This is a genomic window from Candidatus Gorgyraea atricola (assembly GCA_030765235.1).
Taxonomy (GTDB): domain Bacteria; phylum Omnitrophota; class Gorgyraeia; order Gorgyraeales; family Gorgyraeaceae; genus Gorgyraea; species Gorgyraea atricola.
Window position 1 is genome coordinate 98892 of the sequence record JAVCCW010000030.1, and the last position, 19207, is coordinate 118098.

At 45.7% G+C, this 19207-nt stretch carries 5 protein-coding genes; all 5 read right to left on the reverse strand.

The features are described from left to right. Window positions 1–2: 2 nt before the first annotated feature. Window positions 3–3995, reverse strand: a complete 3993-nt coding sequence (locus P9L93_08025) for a LamG domain-containing protein (GenBank protein ID MDP8231025.1) — start codon at window positions 3993–3995, stop codon at window positions 3–5. A gap of 113 nt (window positions 3996–4108) precedes the next feature. Beyond that, a complete protein-coding gene (locus tag P9L93_08030; GenBank protein ID MDP8231026.1) occupies window positions 4109–8035 on the reverse strand; it encodes a LamG domain-containing protein in 3927 nt (1308 codons plus the stop codon). Continuing rightward, entirely contained in the window at window positions 8032–8643 is a 612-nt protein-coding gene (locus tag P9L93_08035) for a hypothetical protein (GenBank protein MDP8231027.1), read from the reverse strand. Before P9L93_08035 ends, P9L93_08030 begins: the two co-directional genes overlap by 4 nt. Window positions 8644–8689: 46 nt before the next feature. Beyond that, the gene (locus tag P9L93_08040; GenBank protein MDP8231028.1) at window positions 8690–9454 is read right to left on the reverse strand and encodes a nucleotidyl transferase AbiEii/AbiGii toxin family protein; all 765 of its coding nucleotides are present in this window, start codon (window positions 9452–9454) and stop codon (window positions 8690–8692) included. Window positions 9455–9743: 289 nt separating this feature from the next. Further along, a complete protein-coding gene (locus P9L93_08045) occupies window positions 9744–19163 on the reverse strand; it encodes a hypothetical protein (protein MDP8231029.1) in 9420 nt (3139 codons plus the stop codon). Between the last annotated feature and the right edge of the window lie 44 nt (window positions 19164–19207).

Below are 19207 nucleotides of genomic sequence, written 5' to 3' on the forward strand. Positions count from 1 at the left end.
CCTTATTCTCCAAGCCTACTCGCCACACCAGCATTATAATCCTGCAAGACCTGTCCCGCGGTCCTTGCGTAGTTATAGATTCTCACGTCGTCGATCAGGCCGTTGAAGAAATTATAGCTTGTATAAATACCGTTACCAATTTTAAACACACCTGAATCAACCGTACTTAATGACTTCACCTTTGTATCTTTTAATACCCCATTTATATAACTTCTTACAGATGTGCCGTCATATGTAAATGCAACATGTTGCCACTGACCTACTGTGTACAAGCTATTGGGAAAGTCGGCACTAACGTCACTTGAATAAAAATGAATTCCAATTACTCCACTATATGACATAATATCCCATAATTGGCTTGTAGCATTTGTTCCATATCCCATTATAATTTTATTCTGCGAAATGTTAGGATATAACCAAAAAGAAAACGTTCTAGGGTTAGCCCCTGACGCTAAACCAGAAGGGCTACTCACACTCGCATAATCATCCGTCCCGTCAAAGCTCATGCAGCGGCCGTACTTTCCAGTAGCGCTGGCGGTGTGGGCTGCGGCTATTGTGGTTTGCGGGGCTGTTGCGCCAATTGTTACTGTGGCGTTGTTATTGCCTGTATCATCATACGCATCTGTGCCGCTTGATTCATCAAACCTATAATACGCCACAGGCTCACCTTTATTATACAGCCAGCTCACCTGGGACTGGGTAAGGGCATAGTCGTAAATGCGAATATCGTCGATGCGACCGTTAAAGTACCTCTCTAATGATTTTGACTGCGCTCCAATCCTTAAAGGGTTAGAATCTGGTACCGCATTCTGGTAAGTATATGAATCTTGCAGTAATCCATCTCTATACATTTTAATAGTTGTTCCATCTTGAGTCACAGCATAATGATGCCATGAAGTATCTAAGGTAGTGTCACAGTCAATAAAGACATTGGCGCTATCATAAACATAAGTCCCTATTTTATCAGATGATAAATTCACCATTATTCCATAACCATTACCTGCAAAACTACCCTTGTTTACCATAAAACCATAATTCGTATAACTACTACCTGCCACATTAGACTTAGCCCAACACGCCAGCGTAAAAACATTTATATTTAAGTCTATATCATCACTGATTTCAACATAATCTCCGCCATCAAAACTGAGCCCTGGCCCGTGTTTGCCGTTGGTCCAGGTGGGCACGTCTGTGCCTGCGCCGTCGCCGCCTAGTGTGCCGTCGTTCGCGTTTTCGCTCGCGTCGCAGGCTAGGACGCCTGTGTTTTCGTCCATGCGCCAGTGGCCTACAGGCAAATCCCCGCCCCACGGATCAGCAACACCTGTTCGCTGAGCCCCGTGCCGCGATGCAGCACCAGCATCATAATCCTGCTTGACCTGCGCTGCAGTGCGAACATAATTATAAATCCGCACGTCATCCATAAGACCATTATGATAACCACCATAATGACCTTTGGCACCCATATACAAATGATTTGTTGTAGTACCTATATCTATGCTTTGCGTAACCTGTGACCAAAGCTTACCGTTAACATAAGACTTGATAGCCGTTGAACCGCTCGTCGTATTATCTGCTGTATAAGCTATATGAACCCACTTTCCTACTTCAAAAACATCATATGCGTAAAGATAATAACCGCTACTATACACAAAAAATAATGCCTCGTCTTGATATCGTGTAAAAGAATATCCTCCTGTCCCGCTATATTTCGATACAAAATCACTTGTATCTGCGCTTAGACTTGTATGCTTTATCCACGCTTCAACAGTTATTGCTGTTTGCACATCCAAACTTGCATCGCTCCCGCAATCTACATAATCCCCACTTCCATCAAACTCCAGCGCCTTGCCGATCTTGCCGTCGACGAATTTTGTGTCGCCCACAAACGTGCCGTGCGTGGATTTGTAGTCATTGTAGATCTGCTCGGCTGTGCGGGCATAGTCGTAGATACGGACGTCGTCAATATCGCCATTGAAATATCCTCCAGTACCTGTATAATAAACACCTAAGTAAGATGTGCCAGAGATATTAAGCGAGCTCCCTGTCTTTGTAGTGTCTGTTCCAATATAAACACCATCTACATACAGATCAACTCCCACGTCTTCCTTATGCACGCCAACAAAATGATGGAAACTTGTAGTATCTAAAGGCGCTGTAGTACTTATATATTGATAACCAGAACCCCAGCTGCCATCATATGCTTGCCAAAAATAAGCATTGCTCCCATCCTGACCTAGCTCCATATAGGACCATGAAAAAATTGTATGGCGCCCCGCATCTAAAGCAGCAGGCTTGGCCCATGCCTCTACAGTATAATCTCCGCTTATCGAGCCAACAACATCTGAGCCTAAGTTTACTTTATCATCTGTCCCATCAAAATCCAATGCACCAGGCCCAATTTTTCCTGAGGTCCAGCTCATACCTGTATTGTTTGCACCATCATCTGCAGTGCCGTTGTTTGCATTACCTGATTCATCGCTTACTGTTGCTCCGTTCGCCGCGCCTGACGAAGCTGTATCCATCCTCCACCACGCCACAGGCGCGGCGCCGGAATTAGCGCTGGATTCTGCGTTATGCGCGATCGAACCTGTGCCCTCGTCAAACCTGTAATGCGCGATCGGCGCGCCCTTAGAATAGTCATACGCGATCTGCGCCTGCGTCCGGGCGTAGTCGTAGATTTTGACCTCGTCGATCAGGCCTTTAAAATTTCTCTGTGTAGTACCACTCCATGTCAATCTTCCTATTTGTATCCCAGTAGAGCCTCCCATTGTAACAGCATTGCTAAAAGTTTCTGAACTATCATCTTTATAGATTGTCACGGTGTTTGCAGTATCGTCATATGTAAACGCTACAAAAGTCCACCTATCTGAAGCTAATGACAGAGTCGAAGTTTCTTGCTCCCCATTGCTGTCAGCGCCAGGAGATATAAGAACTTCCATCTGTCCATCAGTCATTCTGAAATCAAAAGATTTGTTGCCGCTTTCCCATTTTGCAATAAATTCTTGAACATCACTCCCATCTCTCGACCAAGTTACATCAGAACATTTTACCCATGCAGTAACTGTTAAAGCAGAAAATGAACTTGTTATTGATGTGCTTACATAATCATCCCCGTCAAAGTTCAACGCCATGCCGTGTTTGCCCTGGGCTGCGGTTGCGCCAGTGATGGTGCCGTTGTTGCCGCTGCCTGATTCGTCATATAAATTAGCGCCGGATAGATTGTCCATCGAGTAGTATGCAACCGGCGCATTGCCCTCATTCGGATCCGCGCCGCTGCCAAGATGCGCTGCTGCGCCAGCATTGTAGTCGACCATAACCTGCGCTGCAGTGCGGGCGTAGTTGTAGATGCGAACGTCGTCGATAAGGCCGTTAAAAGGATAAGAAGCTGACCAGGGAATACGCCCTATCCAAAACGAGCTTGAAGCTGAAATGCTGCCAACATTCGCGATGGATTGCTGCAAAACCTGTTCTCCATCAACATAAATATACGCATTGTCCTCAGTTCTATTCAATACAAACGCTGCATGATGCCAATTTGTATCTGTAATCACTGTAGAAGAAGTCTCTACATCTTTATTATTCGTACCTCTGATATACCAATATATTTTACCGCTTGAAGGGTGGTTCAAAAGAGGACTGAATGCATTTGCTCCCCCATCTTCCTTGCTCCATATATATTGTAAATTAGAATTACTATTTGTCTTCATCCATACTGTAACTGTATAGCTATCACTGCCAGGATTAAATAACGAATCTCCGTCGCAATCTACATAATCATTGGTCCCATCGCACTCCAGCGCATTGCCAATTTTCCCGGCTGCCCACATCTCGCCTGCAGTATCGTTCGAGCCAGTGTTGTCGCCAGGCGTGAGCGTTCCGTCGTTAGTCGAGATGTCATCGTAAGCTGTAGGGCCTCCTCCTTCATCAAATCTCCAGTAGGCAACAGGATCGTTGCCTTTGCTGGCGCCTTGCGCTTGCGGGACTAGTAGGAACAAGGCTATGAGGGATAATAGGGGAATATAGGGGGTAATAAGGGAACGGAGTAGACCTTTACCCCTGCCCTTATGATCCCTTATTTTCCCCCATTGCCCCTTATAATCCCTCATCATTAATCTCCTAGTCTACCTGCCGCTCCATTATTAAAATCCTGCATCACCTGTCCCGCTGTTCTCTCATAGTTATAGATACGAAAATCATCTAGTTGACCTTTTAAATATTGTGCAGTGGCCCATCTGCCTATCTGCAAGGCCTGGCCAGTCAATGCGCCATTGCTGGTTGCATTTTCATTATTGAATACACCGTCGATGTATAGTTTTGTGCCAGAAGCTGTATGCGTTACTGCAATGTGGTACCACTGGCCATCAACTAGCGCAGAAGTTGATGTTAGCTGGCTGCATGTGTACACATTTACCTTATCGTCATTCTGAAGATTAAATTCCCAGCTAGTGCCAGAGCTATAGCCCAAAAATGTCCTCCATCCAGAAGATGCATCCATGTTAAACCAGAAAGAGACTGAATAATCTGTCATTGTAAAGGTACCTGGTAAGCTCGCATAATCATCCACCCCATCCAAACTCAAACACCTGCCGAATTTGCCTGTTGCGCCGGCTGTGCGGGCTGCGGCTATTGTGGTTTGCGGGGCTGTTGCGCCTATTGTGATCGTGGCGTTATTGTTCGTTGTCTCATCCCATGCATCTGTGCCGCTAGCCTCATTAAACCGATAATGCGCCATGGGCTTACCTTTATTATACAGCCAGGCGACCTGGGCCTGGGTCATGGCATAGTCGTACACCCGAACATCATCAAGAATACCCTGATAAGCATATTGCTCTCCGCCGCCATCGTTTTCCTTGCCAATAAAATTCAATACAAAAGCATCGCTTTCTGTCAATGTCTGCGTAGTGCCTATCTTAGAACCATTTGCATAGAATGTAACACTCGTGCCGCTCCTGACCATTACCTGATGTGTCCATTCACTAAGCGGGAGAGCATAAGAAACTGAGACATAAGTATCTCCTGGCCTGTAATAAGTTGAACTGGCGCTAAAATAGTGCGAATATCTACCTGATGCCTCGCCAAGCACAACATTGTAATTAGATGGATTCATCCACAGAGAAATAGTATGTGTTGTCCCGCAATCAAAACTGTTTATGTTCACATAATCCCCATCTCCGCCAAAATCGAGCCCTGGCCCGTGTTTGCCCTGTGTCCACGTAGGCACGTCAGTTCCTGCGCCGTCGCCGCCTAGTGTCCCGTCATTCCCATTCTCACTCGCGTCGCGCGCGAGCACGCCGGTATTCTCATCCATCTTCCAATGCCCCACAGGCAAATCCCCGCTCCACGGATCCTTTTCACCTGTTCCACCCCCGGGGTGGAAAATGGTTCCGGCGTTGTAGTCGGATTTGATCTGCGCGTCTGTGCGGGCGTAGTTATAGATGCGCATATCATCGAGTTTGCCATCCATATAATGAGAGCCCGCTGAATCATATCGGCCAATAACTAAATTTCCATTTGTATTAATCGCTGCTGAAGGCTGATCCACTGTCTGAGATACTCCATTAAGATAAACTGTATGATACGGAGTTGAATCATCCCACACAGCTGCAATATGGACCCATTCCTGACCTGGGATCGTAGGACCGTCTTTCACGCCATTTTCTGTGTAGCTATAATACTCATTTGCCCCATCAGGAGCATCACCAGCAGCTCTTGAAATACTTACCATATTTGCTCCTGTACCTATCATGAGAATGTAATCATAATTACCGTTAGGCTGACTGGCATTATTAAAATACCCCCATGCTTCAACAGTAAATGGCGCGTTTAGCGTGCCTAGTGGGATAGTGGGGATATAATCCCCAGTCCCATCAAACTCGAGCGCCTTGCCGATCTTGCCGTCTACGTATTTGGTGTCAGCGACCATTGTGCCGTGGGTGGATTTGTAGTCATTGTAAATCTGCTCAGCTGTGCGGGCGTAGTCGTAGATGCGGACGTCATCGATTAGGCCGGGTGCATAGAGACCACCTCCTACTCCTCTACCCAACTCAAAAGCACTAGTTCCGCTACCCATGCTATAGGAATCTCTATCATCCACTTCAATACCATTGTAATATAATCTAAAATTATTGCTATCTCGCACTACTGTTATCATCTGCCAGACACTCTCCTGAATCTGGCCATCATTAGAGGTAAGACTATTTCCGCCTGTCATATTCAACTCAACACTTAACTGGTCATTATTCCCACTTATTAGACGAATAGCAAACTGTCTATTACCATCAGTGTTTGTCTGGTATGCATAATACTCCCATCCATCATCAAAAGTTGGCTTTATCCAAAAGGAAAAAGTCCAAAGTTCATCTCCGTCCAAAGCAGTTATCCTTGGAATACTCACATAATCATTTGTGCCGTCAAACTCAAGGCAGTCCGGGCCGATCTTGCCTGTCTGGTCCCACATTTGAGCAGTCGTGGTATTCGTGCCTGTTGATTGCGGATAGAGCGTGGCTGTATTTCCATTGCCCGACTCATCAGCAGTGGTTCCGCCAGTGCCCTCATCCATCCTCCACCACCCAACAGGCGCAGCGCCTCCAGAGTCGGCAGTCGAGTATTCGTTGTGTGTGATCGAGCCAGTACCCTCGTCAAATTTATAATGCGCAACAGGCCTACCTTTATTATAGTCATAAGCAACCTGCGCCTGCGTCCGGGCGTAGTTATAGAGCTTTACGTCGTCGATAGTCCCGTCAAAAGAATAGCTTCCACCAGTATCGTAAGCTCCCAGTACCAGCTGATTTGTAGTAGTATCTATATTGCCTGTCTGGGCTACTGGAGTACCATTCAAAACACCATTTAGATAAACTTTCATATATGCTCCGTCATAAACACCGACAACATGAGTCCATTTATTCAAAGGAACATATGAAGAAGAATATGCCTGTTTACTTACACCGCCTATTTTAATTCTAAAAAACACCCTCCCATCCCCTACACCACACAAACCTGTTCTATAATATTCGCCTTGCTTAATAAGAAAAATTGGATAATGTATATCATACGAATTCGGCCTGACCCATGACTCAATTGTAACAGCTCCTGTAATATCTAAAATATTATTATTACCACAATTCACACGATCTGCGTCTCCATCAAAACTTAAAGCACTGCCATGTTTTCCCTGTACCCATGTTGCATTATTAATAGTGCCGTCATTTCCGTTGCCGCTTCTGTCATACGCATTCGTCCCAGTATTCTCATCCAGCGGCCAGTAGCCCACCGGCGCATTACCCTCATTCGGATCCACGCCTGCGCCGAGATGCACAGCAGAGCCAGCATTGTAGTCCACAAGTATCTGCGCGGCTGTGCGGGCGTAGTTGTAGATCTTTACATCGTCGATCAGGCCGGAAAAACGAGAACTAGTGCCAGCATATGAACCGATGTAAAGTAGATTAGCATTATCCGCAACACTTCCGCTACAACTATATGAGTCGATGTACTGCCCATTGATATAAAAATCAACTGTATCAGCATCCCGTGTAACCGCAACATGTGACCATTGACCCTCTGGTGTACTGCCATGACTACCAACAGTAGAATAACTCCAAACAGTACTGTCAGCATAAGTGATTGTCTCATTAGCATTCTTATAAATTGAATAATGGGAATCCTTATGAATGATATCGCCAGCTCCCGCGCTTGCATTTGGTTTTATCCACGCTTCTAAAGTCAATTCTGTTCCTGTAATACTTAAGCTCGGACTATCAGCTATCTGCACATCATCGTCTGTTCCATCGCATTCCAATGCGCCTCCAATCTTTCCCTGAGAGGTCCACATCTGACCTGCAGCAGTATTTGTACCGCCAGTGCTTGGTCTGAGCGTACCATCGTTAGAACCTATTTCATCATAAGCCGTCGGACCCCCGCCTTCGTCGAAGCGCCAGTGGGCTACTGGGTCATTGCCTTTGTCTGCTGCATAGACAAGGTTCGTTAATATTGTTAGAATCGTTATTATCGTTAATTTCGTTAGTAGCTTGTATCTCATTTTAACTCCGTCAATTTCTCCTGTACGTAAGAACGCATTCTCACATCAGGAATCCTTCTGGCCCAACCCCTGGCCCTTGCAAAGCTAAAGGCCTTAGGGAAATGCATCTCTGGAAAATACCCGAACTGCTTCTTCTTGCGCCCGGAAAGATATAGGCTGTCCACCAATGCCTTTTCCGGCTGGGCTATCAAAAAACTCCCGCTTCCCTTATACCAATCAAACCCGTTAAAAAACCCCGGCGAAATCTTATGGACTGAAAAAACCCCTAACTTCGTCCGAATAACCTTTGTATGCACTGTTGAAGCCAATGTAACCATCTGTGGAATCTGCTCAATCATGCCATAAAGGTGCAACGCGCTCACAAAAGAAACATACGCCCGATGCCTTGGAAAAAGATACGGCACCACTGTGTAAGGACTTAAGCCATTTGTGCCAAGCTCTGCCCAGACACCTTTATATATCTTAATCACGATGCCCTGCCTTTTAAGGACATTAAGCGCATGGGTAGTGTTTGATAAAGACTTACCTGAAATAGCCGCGAGCTCATGCGTCGTAAACGCGGGCCTATTTAACTTTTTAATAAATGTAAATATCGGCTGCCTGGTCATCTCCGACTCCCTAACTGTTCTATAAAACTTGAGCTGTAGGCCAGGTTTAAACCTGGCCTACTATAAAACTCGATACCTTCAGCTTTATCTCATCCCATGAAGATGATGAATCATATACAGCCTGATCTTCTGGTGCTAGATAAGAGAGTACTGTATCCCTGAATTGCTCAAATCCCACGCTAAACACATTCTCCTGCGCCTTCTGAGATTGCTTCGGGCGCTGCGCGCCCTCGCAATGACATTGAGAACTCAAAACATATAAATCAAATATATCCCGCGCCTGGGTCGTTGAGCGGCCTAGCAAAGCGCCTATCTTCTGCATTATCGCTGATTCAATATCATAGTGCGAGACAAGTAAAGGCGCTATCTTATACGGCCGCAAAACACTATTCAGTAGAGGCTCAACTACCGCAGTGCCCTTAAAGCCCCTGCGAGAAAATTCAATCTTAGTGAAAAGGTCTTCTCCTGCGAATGTTACCAGATGCACCTTGAACCGCTGCGTAGTCTGGGTCTGCTTTGCCTTAATCATGTCCGGCACTACTACCTTTGCCACGCCAAAGGTCTTAAAAATCTCATGGAATGAAACATTAGACAATATCTTCATGACTATGTCCTTGAGAACCTCGACCTCTATTCCTTTAACATCTATATCCATATCCTCTGAATAACGAAAACTATTATAGAAAAAGCGCAGGTTTGAACCACCCTTAAGCGCATACAGCTCAGGCTTTACCTTCCTGACAAACCACCTCAAGAACTCAATGTGAAATAACTCTCTTAATTGCAATTGGTTATATATTGTCTTTTCCATTTCAGTTATGTCCTTTAGTTGAGCTTTAGCTCAATTAAACTACATAATAAGTATACCTGTTAGAAAGTTGCTTGTCAACTCCTTGTTTTGGGGATTAGGGTTTTGGTTATTAGGTAATTGGGGGATTGGGGACAATGTCCCCAATCCCCCAGTCCCCAATCCCCTTACTATAGTAGACACACCAGAAGGCCAAATTCTTTCAACTTTTTTCATCATCCCTAATTTCCTAATCATCTGATCCTCTTCTCCCCTTGTCATTGCGAGGGTACGAAGTGCCCGAAGCAATCTCTTATTCCCTATTATACTTCAGCTTAACTTCACCTAACTTCGCATTCTTACTGCTATCCGCAGTCATGGTGAATTTCAGGGTCATATAGTCGCCATCTGTATAGGTTAGGTTCAGATCAGTGCCTGGCACTGAATAGGCATTCCAACCATTGGCAGTCCTCTTAGTATCAGTATCATCCAGTGTATCAGCAGTGTCGTATACTGCAAGCGTCACGCCACTATTACCTGGCGTGGCATCGATGTTCGTGTAATATGTAACCGCTGCCGTAGCATCCCACGTGCCAAAGTCTTCTGGCATCAGAACCCTCACATATACGTCATAGGACTGATTCGAGGCATTTCCAGCCCAGTTGTAGTAGTTGTGGAAGTTAGAGGCTGTAGAATCAAAGCTAGAGGTCATTATGCCGTTTCCTGTGCCGCTCAGGACTGCTGTGGGGAACTCTGGGGTCAGGTCTATGGTGTTTACGGTCTGGCTACCTGCGCCGCCAATGGTTCCAGTAGCTGTAATGTTGCCAACTACGTGTAAAGCCTCGGTTGGCCCCGTCGTGCCGATGCCGACGTTGCCAGCTGTTGTTATTCTCATAAACTCTGCTGGTGTTGAACTTCCAAAAATAATATTAGAAGTCCTGGAACGAAGCTCAATATCTTGACCAGAAGTAGAAGGATAAATCGTCCCTGCTCCTGTCCCACCCAAATATATTCCACCAGCTTGAAAATTAAATTGATTACTTCCAGCTATAACATGTAAAGCACCTGTTGGCCCCGTCGTGCCGATGCCGACGTTGCCAGCTATTAAAGTGCCATTCCCGTTGGCTCCTCCGCCATCACTAACTCCTAATTTATTAACGCCCAAACGAACTAACCCTACATCTGTTGCTCCACCTAACCCAGCTGCTCCCCAGGCAATAGCAGTATCTGGACCCAGTTTAAAATAAGTTTTATAAAATTGAAAAGCATCAACGCCCTCACTTGCAAAATTAAAATAATCGTCTGACGTTTCATAAAACCCAGTATCCCCATCACCAAACGCAATACCATTAGCCAATGCGCCTACGCCATTATTCAGATGAAGTAATGCGATAGGCGCCGTCGTGCCTATGCCGACGTTGCCGTCATCTGTTATTCTCATTCTTTCTAAACTCGGACCAGCAGTATAGAACTTGTGCCCATCAGAACCCCAGTATTCATTCATATCATCAGTCCCAATTCTCATTAAGGTTGTGTAAGTCCCACCTGACGTTTTCCCAGCAATACCTTGATTGTTTATACCAAGAGCAATCCAACCATTTACCTCTAATTTGTAAGCTGGACTCGTCGTGCCAATCCCCACCTTACCATCTGTAGTCACGATAAAGTCTGTGTTGGTTCCATCGGAGACTGCGAGTTTGCCAAGTGGCCCTGTCGTGCCGATGCCGACGTTGCCGCTGTTGTAAAGTATCCCACTTGCTCCATAAAAACTAAATGCACTACCAGCACCATTATTAATAGCATAAGAATAAATTCCATGATTATCATTGGCATTAACTGGTGTAGAATATGTCGCAATACCATAAGATTTCCCACCCGTATATGTATTTAAAAAATTGCCAGTAACAGAGGTACTTGAGCTTAATACCTTTAATTTTTGGTCTGGCACCGTCGTACCTATGCCGACGTTGCCGCTGGTTATTTTTAAATCGCCGTTTGGTACCGTTACACTATTATCACTTCCAAATGCTATTGATTGAATTGAGTTATTATAAATAGAAAAAGCATTAGCTCCAGTGACTTGAAGAGAACTTGCTTTATTAAATGTAATTCCTTCATATCCATAATTGCCAGCAAAACTCTTATTACTCCCATAAATCAATATGTTCGCATTATTAGTCCCTGAAAGTCTCATCGTAGGATTGGTAGACCCAATGTCTAAAGCATATATTGGCGCCGTCGTGCCTATGCCGACGTTGCCAGTGGTTTGTTGAACCGTTATACCAAGTCCATGAAATTCTCCCAAAAACAAATCATTAGTAACTCCAGATTTAATGAGCAGATTACCTCCTGAGCTATCTATTCTTCCAATAACAGAACCAGCTCTATTAAACTCAATAAATTCATTAAACGACGCTGCTGAAAACTTAAGCGTTCCTTCATTTATTTCCAACTTCGCCCCAGGCGCCGTCGTGCCGATGCCGACGTTGCCTGTGCTTGTGGTATCGAAGATCATGTCGTAGGCGCCCATGGTTAGAGTGGTGTCTTCTGTTAGCGTGCCGCCTAGTTCAAAGGTGGAGCCGTCTTGGGTTAAGCCGCTGCCAGCTGAGAATACTGCTGCGCCGGAGAATTGGGTAAAGGCTAGGGCTGTAGAGCCGACTGTGACTGCTTCATCTGTAGAGCAGACCCAGGCTGTGTCTTCGTTTAGAGTACCTTTCTCGATGAAAACGGCTGCTGAGACGACTTCGTCATTTTCATTAAAGTCGCTTGCCCTTGTTGGCGCGCCTGATGCATTGACTGTGTAGATACCGTTCTCGCTTCCTGTGGTCTGATTCTTAATTAGTATACGGTTGCCTGTTACAAGCGCTATGCCGTCCACTGTCTGGGCATTTGCATAGGCTGTAGCGAGTGCGCCATTGGCAGTAGTGGCGACTCTTACAGACTGCTTCCACTTTAGACCTGCTATAGAAGCGTCAATGTAGGTCTTGGTAGCATGCTGAGAGGCTATCTTTGTATCAGAATCTGCTGCGAGCGTCGTAGTTGTATCAAGATAGCTCGTAGGCAGATAATTTGATGCAGTGATTGTATCAGGTATATCATTGTCAACAAGAGCCCTAAATGTTGGCGCTGCTGAGCTAGAAGTCGGACCTGCAAGAACTATATTCGCGCTCTGAGTGTCAAAAGTAACAGCTAAGGTGCCGCTACCTGTAACTGGAGAGCTAGCCACATCAAACATAGCTGTAGGCATAGTAAGGCCAACGCTTGTGACTGTGCCTCCAGATTCACCATCCCATGCCACTGAGTCAAGCGTGCGCTTACTGAGATTGCCTGATGAATCAATCATAACCGCAGCAGTCTCGCTAGCGCCAGCCACACCAGCTAATCTCACAGTGCCACTAGTATGTAACTGCGCCAATGGCCCTGTCGTACCTATGCCGACGTTGCCCGAAGTTGTTGCAAGCTGTGCCCCAGTAGTCGTTCTTAGGTCTCCAGTTACATCCAGTTTATATGTTGGAGTTGTGTCCCCGATGCCGACGTTGCCTGCATTAAAATATGCCTGACCACCAGAATCATAAGAACGAATCATTACGTCAGTATTTCCTGCGGCGTCTTTTAGCTGAATAAATCCACCACTGGAATTTAATTCAAAAGATGCTGCTCCACTATTAGAATTATTTGTAATTTGAAATCCAGTAGCATTACCTCCTCTCAAATGCAAGGCTCTATTTGGACTTGTTGTTCCAACTCCTATAAAACCATTTTCAACTATAATGTTCCCATTTACATTTAATGGTGCCACTGGCGCTGTTGTGCCGATGCCGACGTTTCCTTTATTGTCTATCCTTACCCTTTCCGAAAATTCATCATTATCATTTGTCCAAAATACAAGAGCACCTAATTCACTTATGCCTGATGTATCAGATACCACTGCTCCAATTTTAGCTTGGTCTTTAATCGTACCATCAGCTCGCTCCAATTCAAATGATATTGCTCCTCCTAATCCGTCAGCTGCTGTACCGCTTGTTCCTCGCCGAATATTCAAAACGTCAATTAGTGTATTTGTACTACTTGGTTCCGTAAGAACGTCCAGTACGGTCTCTGGCCCCGTCGTGCCGATGCCGACGTTGCCGCTGGTATTCATAAATAAACCCGAAGCTGAACCACTACTCTTAACCAGAAAATCTTGAGAAGCACCCGAAGCATTGAAAATTGTGTGACCTGTAGCATGATTCATATCCAACAATGAATTGTTATCTCCGTAAAAATATATTCTGTCGTTTTCAAAGAACATCCCTGTATTCACATCATCATTGTGATAGATTCCTGAATCTGTTCCTATATATCCTACTACATCTAATGCGTAATCTGGCGCCGTCGTCCCGATGCCTACGTTGCCAGTTTCATTTACATACAAATCTCCCGATTTTATATCAACATAACCAGAAGCAGCAAGTGCAATATCATCGTTTGATTGTATGCTTATATCTCCAGTACTTCTACTACGCAGCCAAATATTACCAGTTGCACCAAAAAGAAAACCATAATCACCGTCCGACCAATCGGAATGCCACATACCAACATAATCATCAGCATCAGAATATGCATTTCCAATTAATAATTCACCTACTTTTAAACCATCATATAAAGTCGTTGCATTAACCTCTAACATTTTACTCGGCCCCGTCGTGCCTATGCCGACGTTGCCTCCTGTGATGCGCATGTATTCTGTGCCGTCTTCTACGAACTCTATGTAGCCGTCGCCTTCATCTACGACCTCTACCTCTGTGTTTAGCTCTACTATCTTGTCCGCTGATATGCCTGAGACAGCGCTGTCCACATAGGCCTTGACTGCTTGCTCTGTTGGCACAGCATCATCACTGTCACCAGCAAGGTTTTCATCAGTAGAAAACTCATTTATAGATGTACCTGCTGAAAGCTGCAAGGTGCCTTCCACGTCCAGCTTTGCAAGCGGCGTGGTCGTGCCTATGCCTATATTACCACTCGCAACACTCGCGCCTGTAGCATCCAGGCCTGTGCCAAAGATTAGATTACCTATAGAGAGCTGGTTCGAGCCAGTAGCGCTCTGCGCGTCTATGTCATAGCCAATGATGACGTTGTTCGCGCCACTCGTGATATTATTGCCTGCCTGGTAGCCGAGCAGGATATTATTGCTGCCTGTGCTCAAGGCATAGCCTGCGCAATAGCCGACTAAGGTATTATTAGAATAAGAATTACTGGCTACACCAGCACCTGCTTGACTACCCAAAGCAACATTATTGGAACCAGTCAGATTATTGCGCAATGCATCATAGCCTACGCCAGAGTTATTGCTTCCTGTTGTGTTTTCATATCCAGTGCGGTGGCCAAGAAAAGAATTCCCACCGCCTGTGGTAATGTCTGTACCTGCGTTTCCGCCTATAAGAGTGTTGTAATTTCCTGTGGTTATGACTGAACCTGCAGCATAGCCAAAATAGGAGCTACCCCTACCTCCTGTTGAGCCAGCGTATAGGCCTACAGCAGTTGAATCATTAGAGAATTTAAATACAGGTAGGGTGTTTGCGTAAATCACGCCGCCTGTGGTGTTAAACTTAGGCGAGCTTGCGCCTAAGCTGGCATCAGCAGTTGTGTCAGTATAGGTCGTGGTAGTGTTATTACTAATGGTAGCTACGTACTTGGTCCTGTCATAGCCTTGACCTACTGTGCATCTATAGATCTTTCGCGCAGTAACATGGGCTGAACCAGTAGGAATATTTGTGAGCCCGACCTGCTGGTTGCCAGAGGTGGTGGTGGCTACAGTACCGTTAGAGCCTCTTGCTGTTTCGCCCTCGGCAGTGACAAAAGTAATTCTGTAGTAGTAGCTTCCTATTTCAAGGCCTGAGCCTGCCTGTGCAGTAGCTGTTGCTGCGCTTGGTTTTGTCTCCTGGCCAAACCGCAGATTGCCATGGTCAACGTCAAGCAGCCTAGCCGGCGCAGTCGTGCCAATGCCGACCTTGCCGCTACTCTTTACAACTGCATCTGCAGTAGCATCGCCACCGTAAAAAAGCACATCTCTCCCGCTGCTTATGCCAAGCTGGATATCGCCACTAGATCCCGATTTTAGAAGCAAATAACCTGAGCTATTAATCTCATAACTTGTACTACCTGATTCCTGAATAAGTAAACTTCTACTACCATCATTTAATTTTATATTCCCATCATAGACTTCTAATTTCTGTCCTGGCCCTGTCGTCCCGATGCCGACGTTGCCGGATGTCATTGTTATGTTTCCTGTTCCTGTCCACGAATCATTGGTTGTATCAGCTGCGCCAGCAGTAATGCCATCTAACTTGCCTGCATAAGTCGAAGTCATGTAACCATTAACTGACGATGTTGCTGCTGCCATTGAAATATCTGGAGTAGCTCCTTCACTAGAAACAACAGGAGCGGTTGCAGTTACTGATGTTACTGTACCTGCAGGCCAGGATGTGCGGGTCACTCCGCCTAAACGGATACCTGTACCTCCTACATCTAAGCTTGCCAATGGCCCCGTCGTGCCGATGCCGACGTTGCCTGTGCTTATGACGTTTAGACTATTTGTGCCGCCTGCGATGAGGGAAAGGGTATTATCAGCAGCATGTCCTAAACCAGTATCCACATCATCTCTATATGGAACTATACTTGGATTTGTTGCTGATGAATCTTCGTGTAGAATAGCACCACCCCAAGAACCCAAATTTCCAAGTAAATTACCATTTATAATCCAATAATCTCCGCCATTATGACTTATATAGAACTCATCCTCACTATGTTCATAAATCCCAGCACCCCCATCACCAAAAGTTAAGCCAGTAGCTAAACTACCTGTGCCACCGTTGATATTAAGGATTGACTGTGGCCCCGTCGTGCCGATGCCGACGTTGCCGCTTGTATCTATAACCATTCGAAACTTACTATCGGTTCTATCATAAATATATAGTTCATTATCATTTGTCCCAAAACCAAATCCTCCCTCAGTATTACTTAATTCCATCCACGCCCCATCACTTGTTCCACTCGAAAATTTTACAATTTGACCACCTGCTGGGGTTGCCACAACATTGAGCGGGTGACTTGGCCCCGTCGTGCCTATGCCGACGTTGCCTGTGCTTGTGGTGTCGAAGATCATGTCGTAGGCGCCCATGGTTAGGGTGGTGTCTTCTGTTAGTGTGCCGCCAAGCTCAAAGGTAGAGCCGTCTTGGGTTAAGCCGCTGCCAGCTGAGAATACTGCTGCGCCGGAGAATTGGGTGAAGGCTAGGGCTGTAGAGCCGACTGTGACTGTTTCATCTGTAGAGCAGACCCAGGCTGTGTCAGCGTTAGACGTACCTTTTTCAATAAATACTGCGGCTGAGACGACTTCGTCATTTTCATCAAGGTCTGTTGCTCTTGTAGGTGCGCCTGAAGCATTGACTGTGTAGATGCCGTTCTCGCTACCTGTGGTCTGATTCTTAATGAGTATGCGGTTGCCTGTAGCGAGCGCTATACCGTCCACTGTCTGAGCATTTGCATAGGCTGTAGTGAGTGCACCATTGGCAGTAGTAGCGACTCTCACAGACTGCTTCCACTTTAGACCTGCAATTGCAGCGTCTACGTAGGACTTCCTTGCTGCATCACCATCAGCTGATGGCGCGCCTAAGCCTGTTACAAGGTTATCGCCCATGGCAAGGTTACCTGACATGGTGTCAGTTGCTTTTTCTACCCAAATATCTCCTGCGTCTCCTGCAATTAAACCCAGGTTATCTCTTGCATCTGCTTCATTGGATGCGCCTGTACCACCATCAAGTACTGCAACATCTGCGCCGCCTGATTGATAGATAGTGCTATCTGCTACGTGGGTATGGCTAGTTGCAGTAAGGGAATTTGTAGATGTAGAGGTAATACTGCTGGGCGTACCCAAGGTAGCAGCGCCGGTCGCAGTAATCGTTGTAAAGTCCATGCCATTGCCAGCGCTGACACTTGTGACTGTGCCTCCAGATTCGCCATTGAATGCCACTGAGTCAAGCGTGCGCTTACTGAGATTGCCTGATGAGTCAATCATAACCGCAGCAGTCTCGCTAGCGCCAGCCACACCAGCTAATCTCACAGTGCCACTAGTATGTAACTGCGCCAATGGCCCCGTCGTGCCTATGCCGACGTTGCCCGAGCCTTTGACTATTAACCTTTTATTTGCAAATCCATTTGTAGAAATAAAAACATCACTATCATTATCAGTAGATAACGCTAAGTACCCTGCACTCCTAATAGATGTTGCTGAAGAACCATGTAAAACATAATCTTCAAATGTCCAATTCATAGCACCCGTATTTATATCTAACTTCTCACTCGGCCCCGTCGTGCCGATGCCGACGTTGCCGCTGTTTAAAATCCTTATCGCCTCACTGCGAGACGTTGCCCCATTCGCAGTAACCTCAAAACGCAAATCAGCTCCTTCTGCACTTCCTGACCAATTTTCAGTAGCATACGATTGAAACCCAGCGACATTTTGAAGAGTATGACTGGCATCTGTTGCCCCGCCCAATAGAAAGAATCCTAATCTATCTCCAGAAACAATAGCTCCTCCGTCATCGTGGTATCCAATTATTCCAGCCCCACCAGCCCCACTATCGGTGCTTATAAATTTTGCTACATTCCAACTGTCATGCTGTATTTCTAATTTAGCTTGCGGGGCCGTCGTGCCGATGCCGACGTTGCCGCCATTTTTTCCATATAACCAAGTATTTTCATTCGTATCCTTTATCTCAAATGCATTATTATTCTTCGTCTGAATTGTTAGTCTTGTGTTCGCCGTATCTATCCTACCAATTTCATTACTACTTCTCTCAAAGAGTATACCCTGAGGACTTGTTCCACTTGTTTTGATATATCCATCTAAAATTTCCAGCTTCTGACTCGGCCCCGTCGTGCCGATGCCGACGTTGCCGCTACTATCTATTCTGACTCGTTCCTGTCCCGTATCATAACCACCTGTTCTAAATTGAATACTATTTGAACCACCAGAAGCCACTTGCGAATTAGAAAAAATAACAATGCTATTTTCTGCACCAAAACCAGCGTTGCTAGCAAGACCAGCTGAAGCAGAATCAGAGTATTGATTAAAGAAAGCTAATTCACCCGCATTGTTTTCAAGAGTTACTCTTGCAGCTGTATCGTTATCACCGTTTACTATCTTAAGCCCATCCCAATCAACAGAGGTATTGATTTCCAACTTCGTCCCAGGCGCCGTCGTCCCGATGCCGACGTTGCCTGCATTGTCTACGTAAACTCTGCTTAACGAGTTTGTAATTAAAGATACTGTGCCGCTTGCACCACCATCCCCTCCAATTCCCGTACCAAGGTCTGAACGAGAAGTTACAAATACAGGATTAGTTGCTGACGAAGTTTCATTCAATATTCCAAGACCTGCTGCATTCCATACCCTAATCTCATTACTTTTAAACATCCAGCTTGTACCGCCGCCAGTACTAAGTGCTAAAGTATCATCGCCATATTCATAAAACCCAGTATCCCCATCACCAAAAGCCAATGAAGGTGTAGCCGAATCGTTATTCGAAGGAAGAACCAAATGATTAGTTGCTGTCCCTGTCATTATTAAGTTGCCACCATCTACTTCCAACTTCGCCCCTGGCCCAGTCGTGCCGATGCCGACGTTGCCGGCTTCTGTTACGTAGAATTGGTCATCTACGCTAAAGTCGCCTGTGCCTGTTAGGTCGTAGAGCATCTTGTAGTTGCCCTGGGTGATGGTGGTGTCTTTTGTAAGTGCGC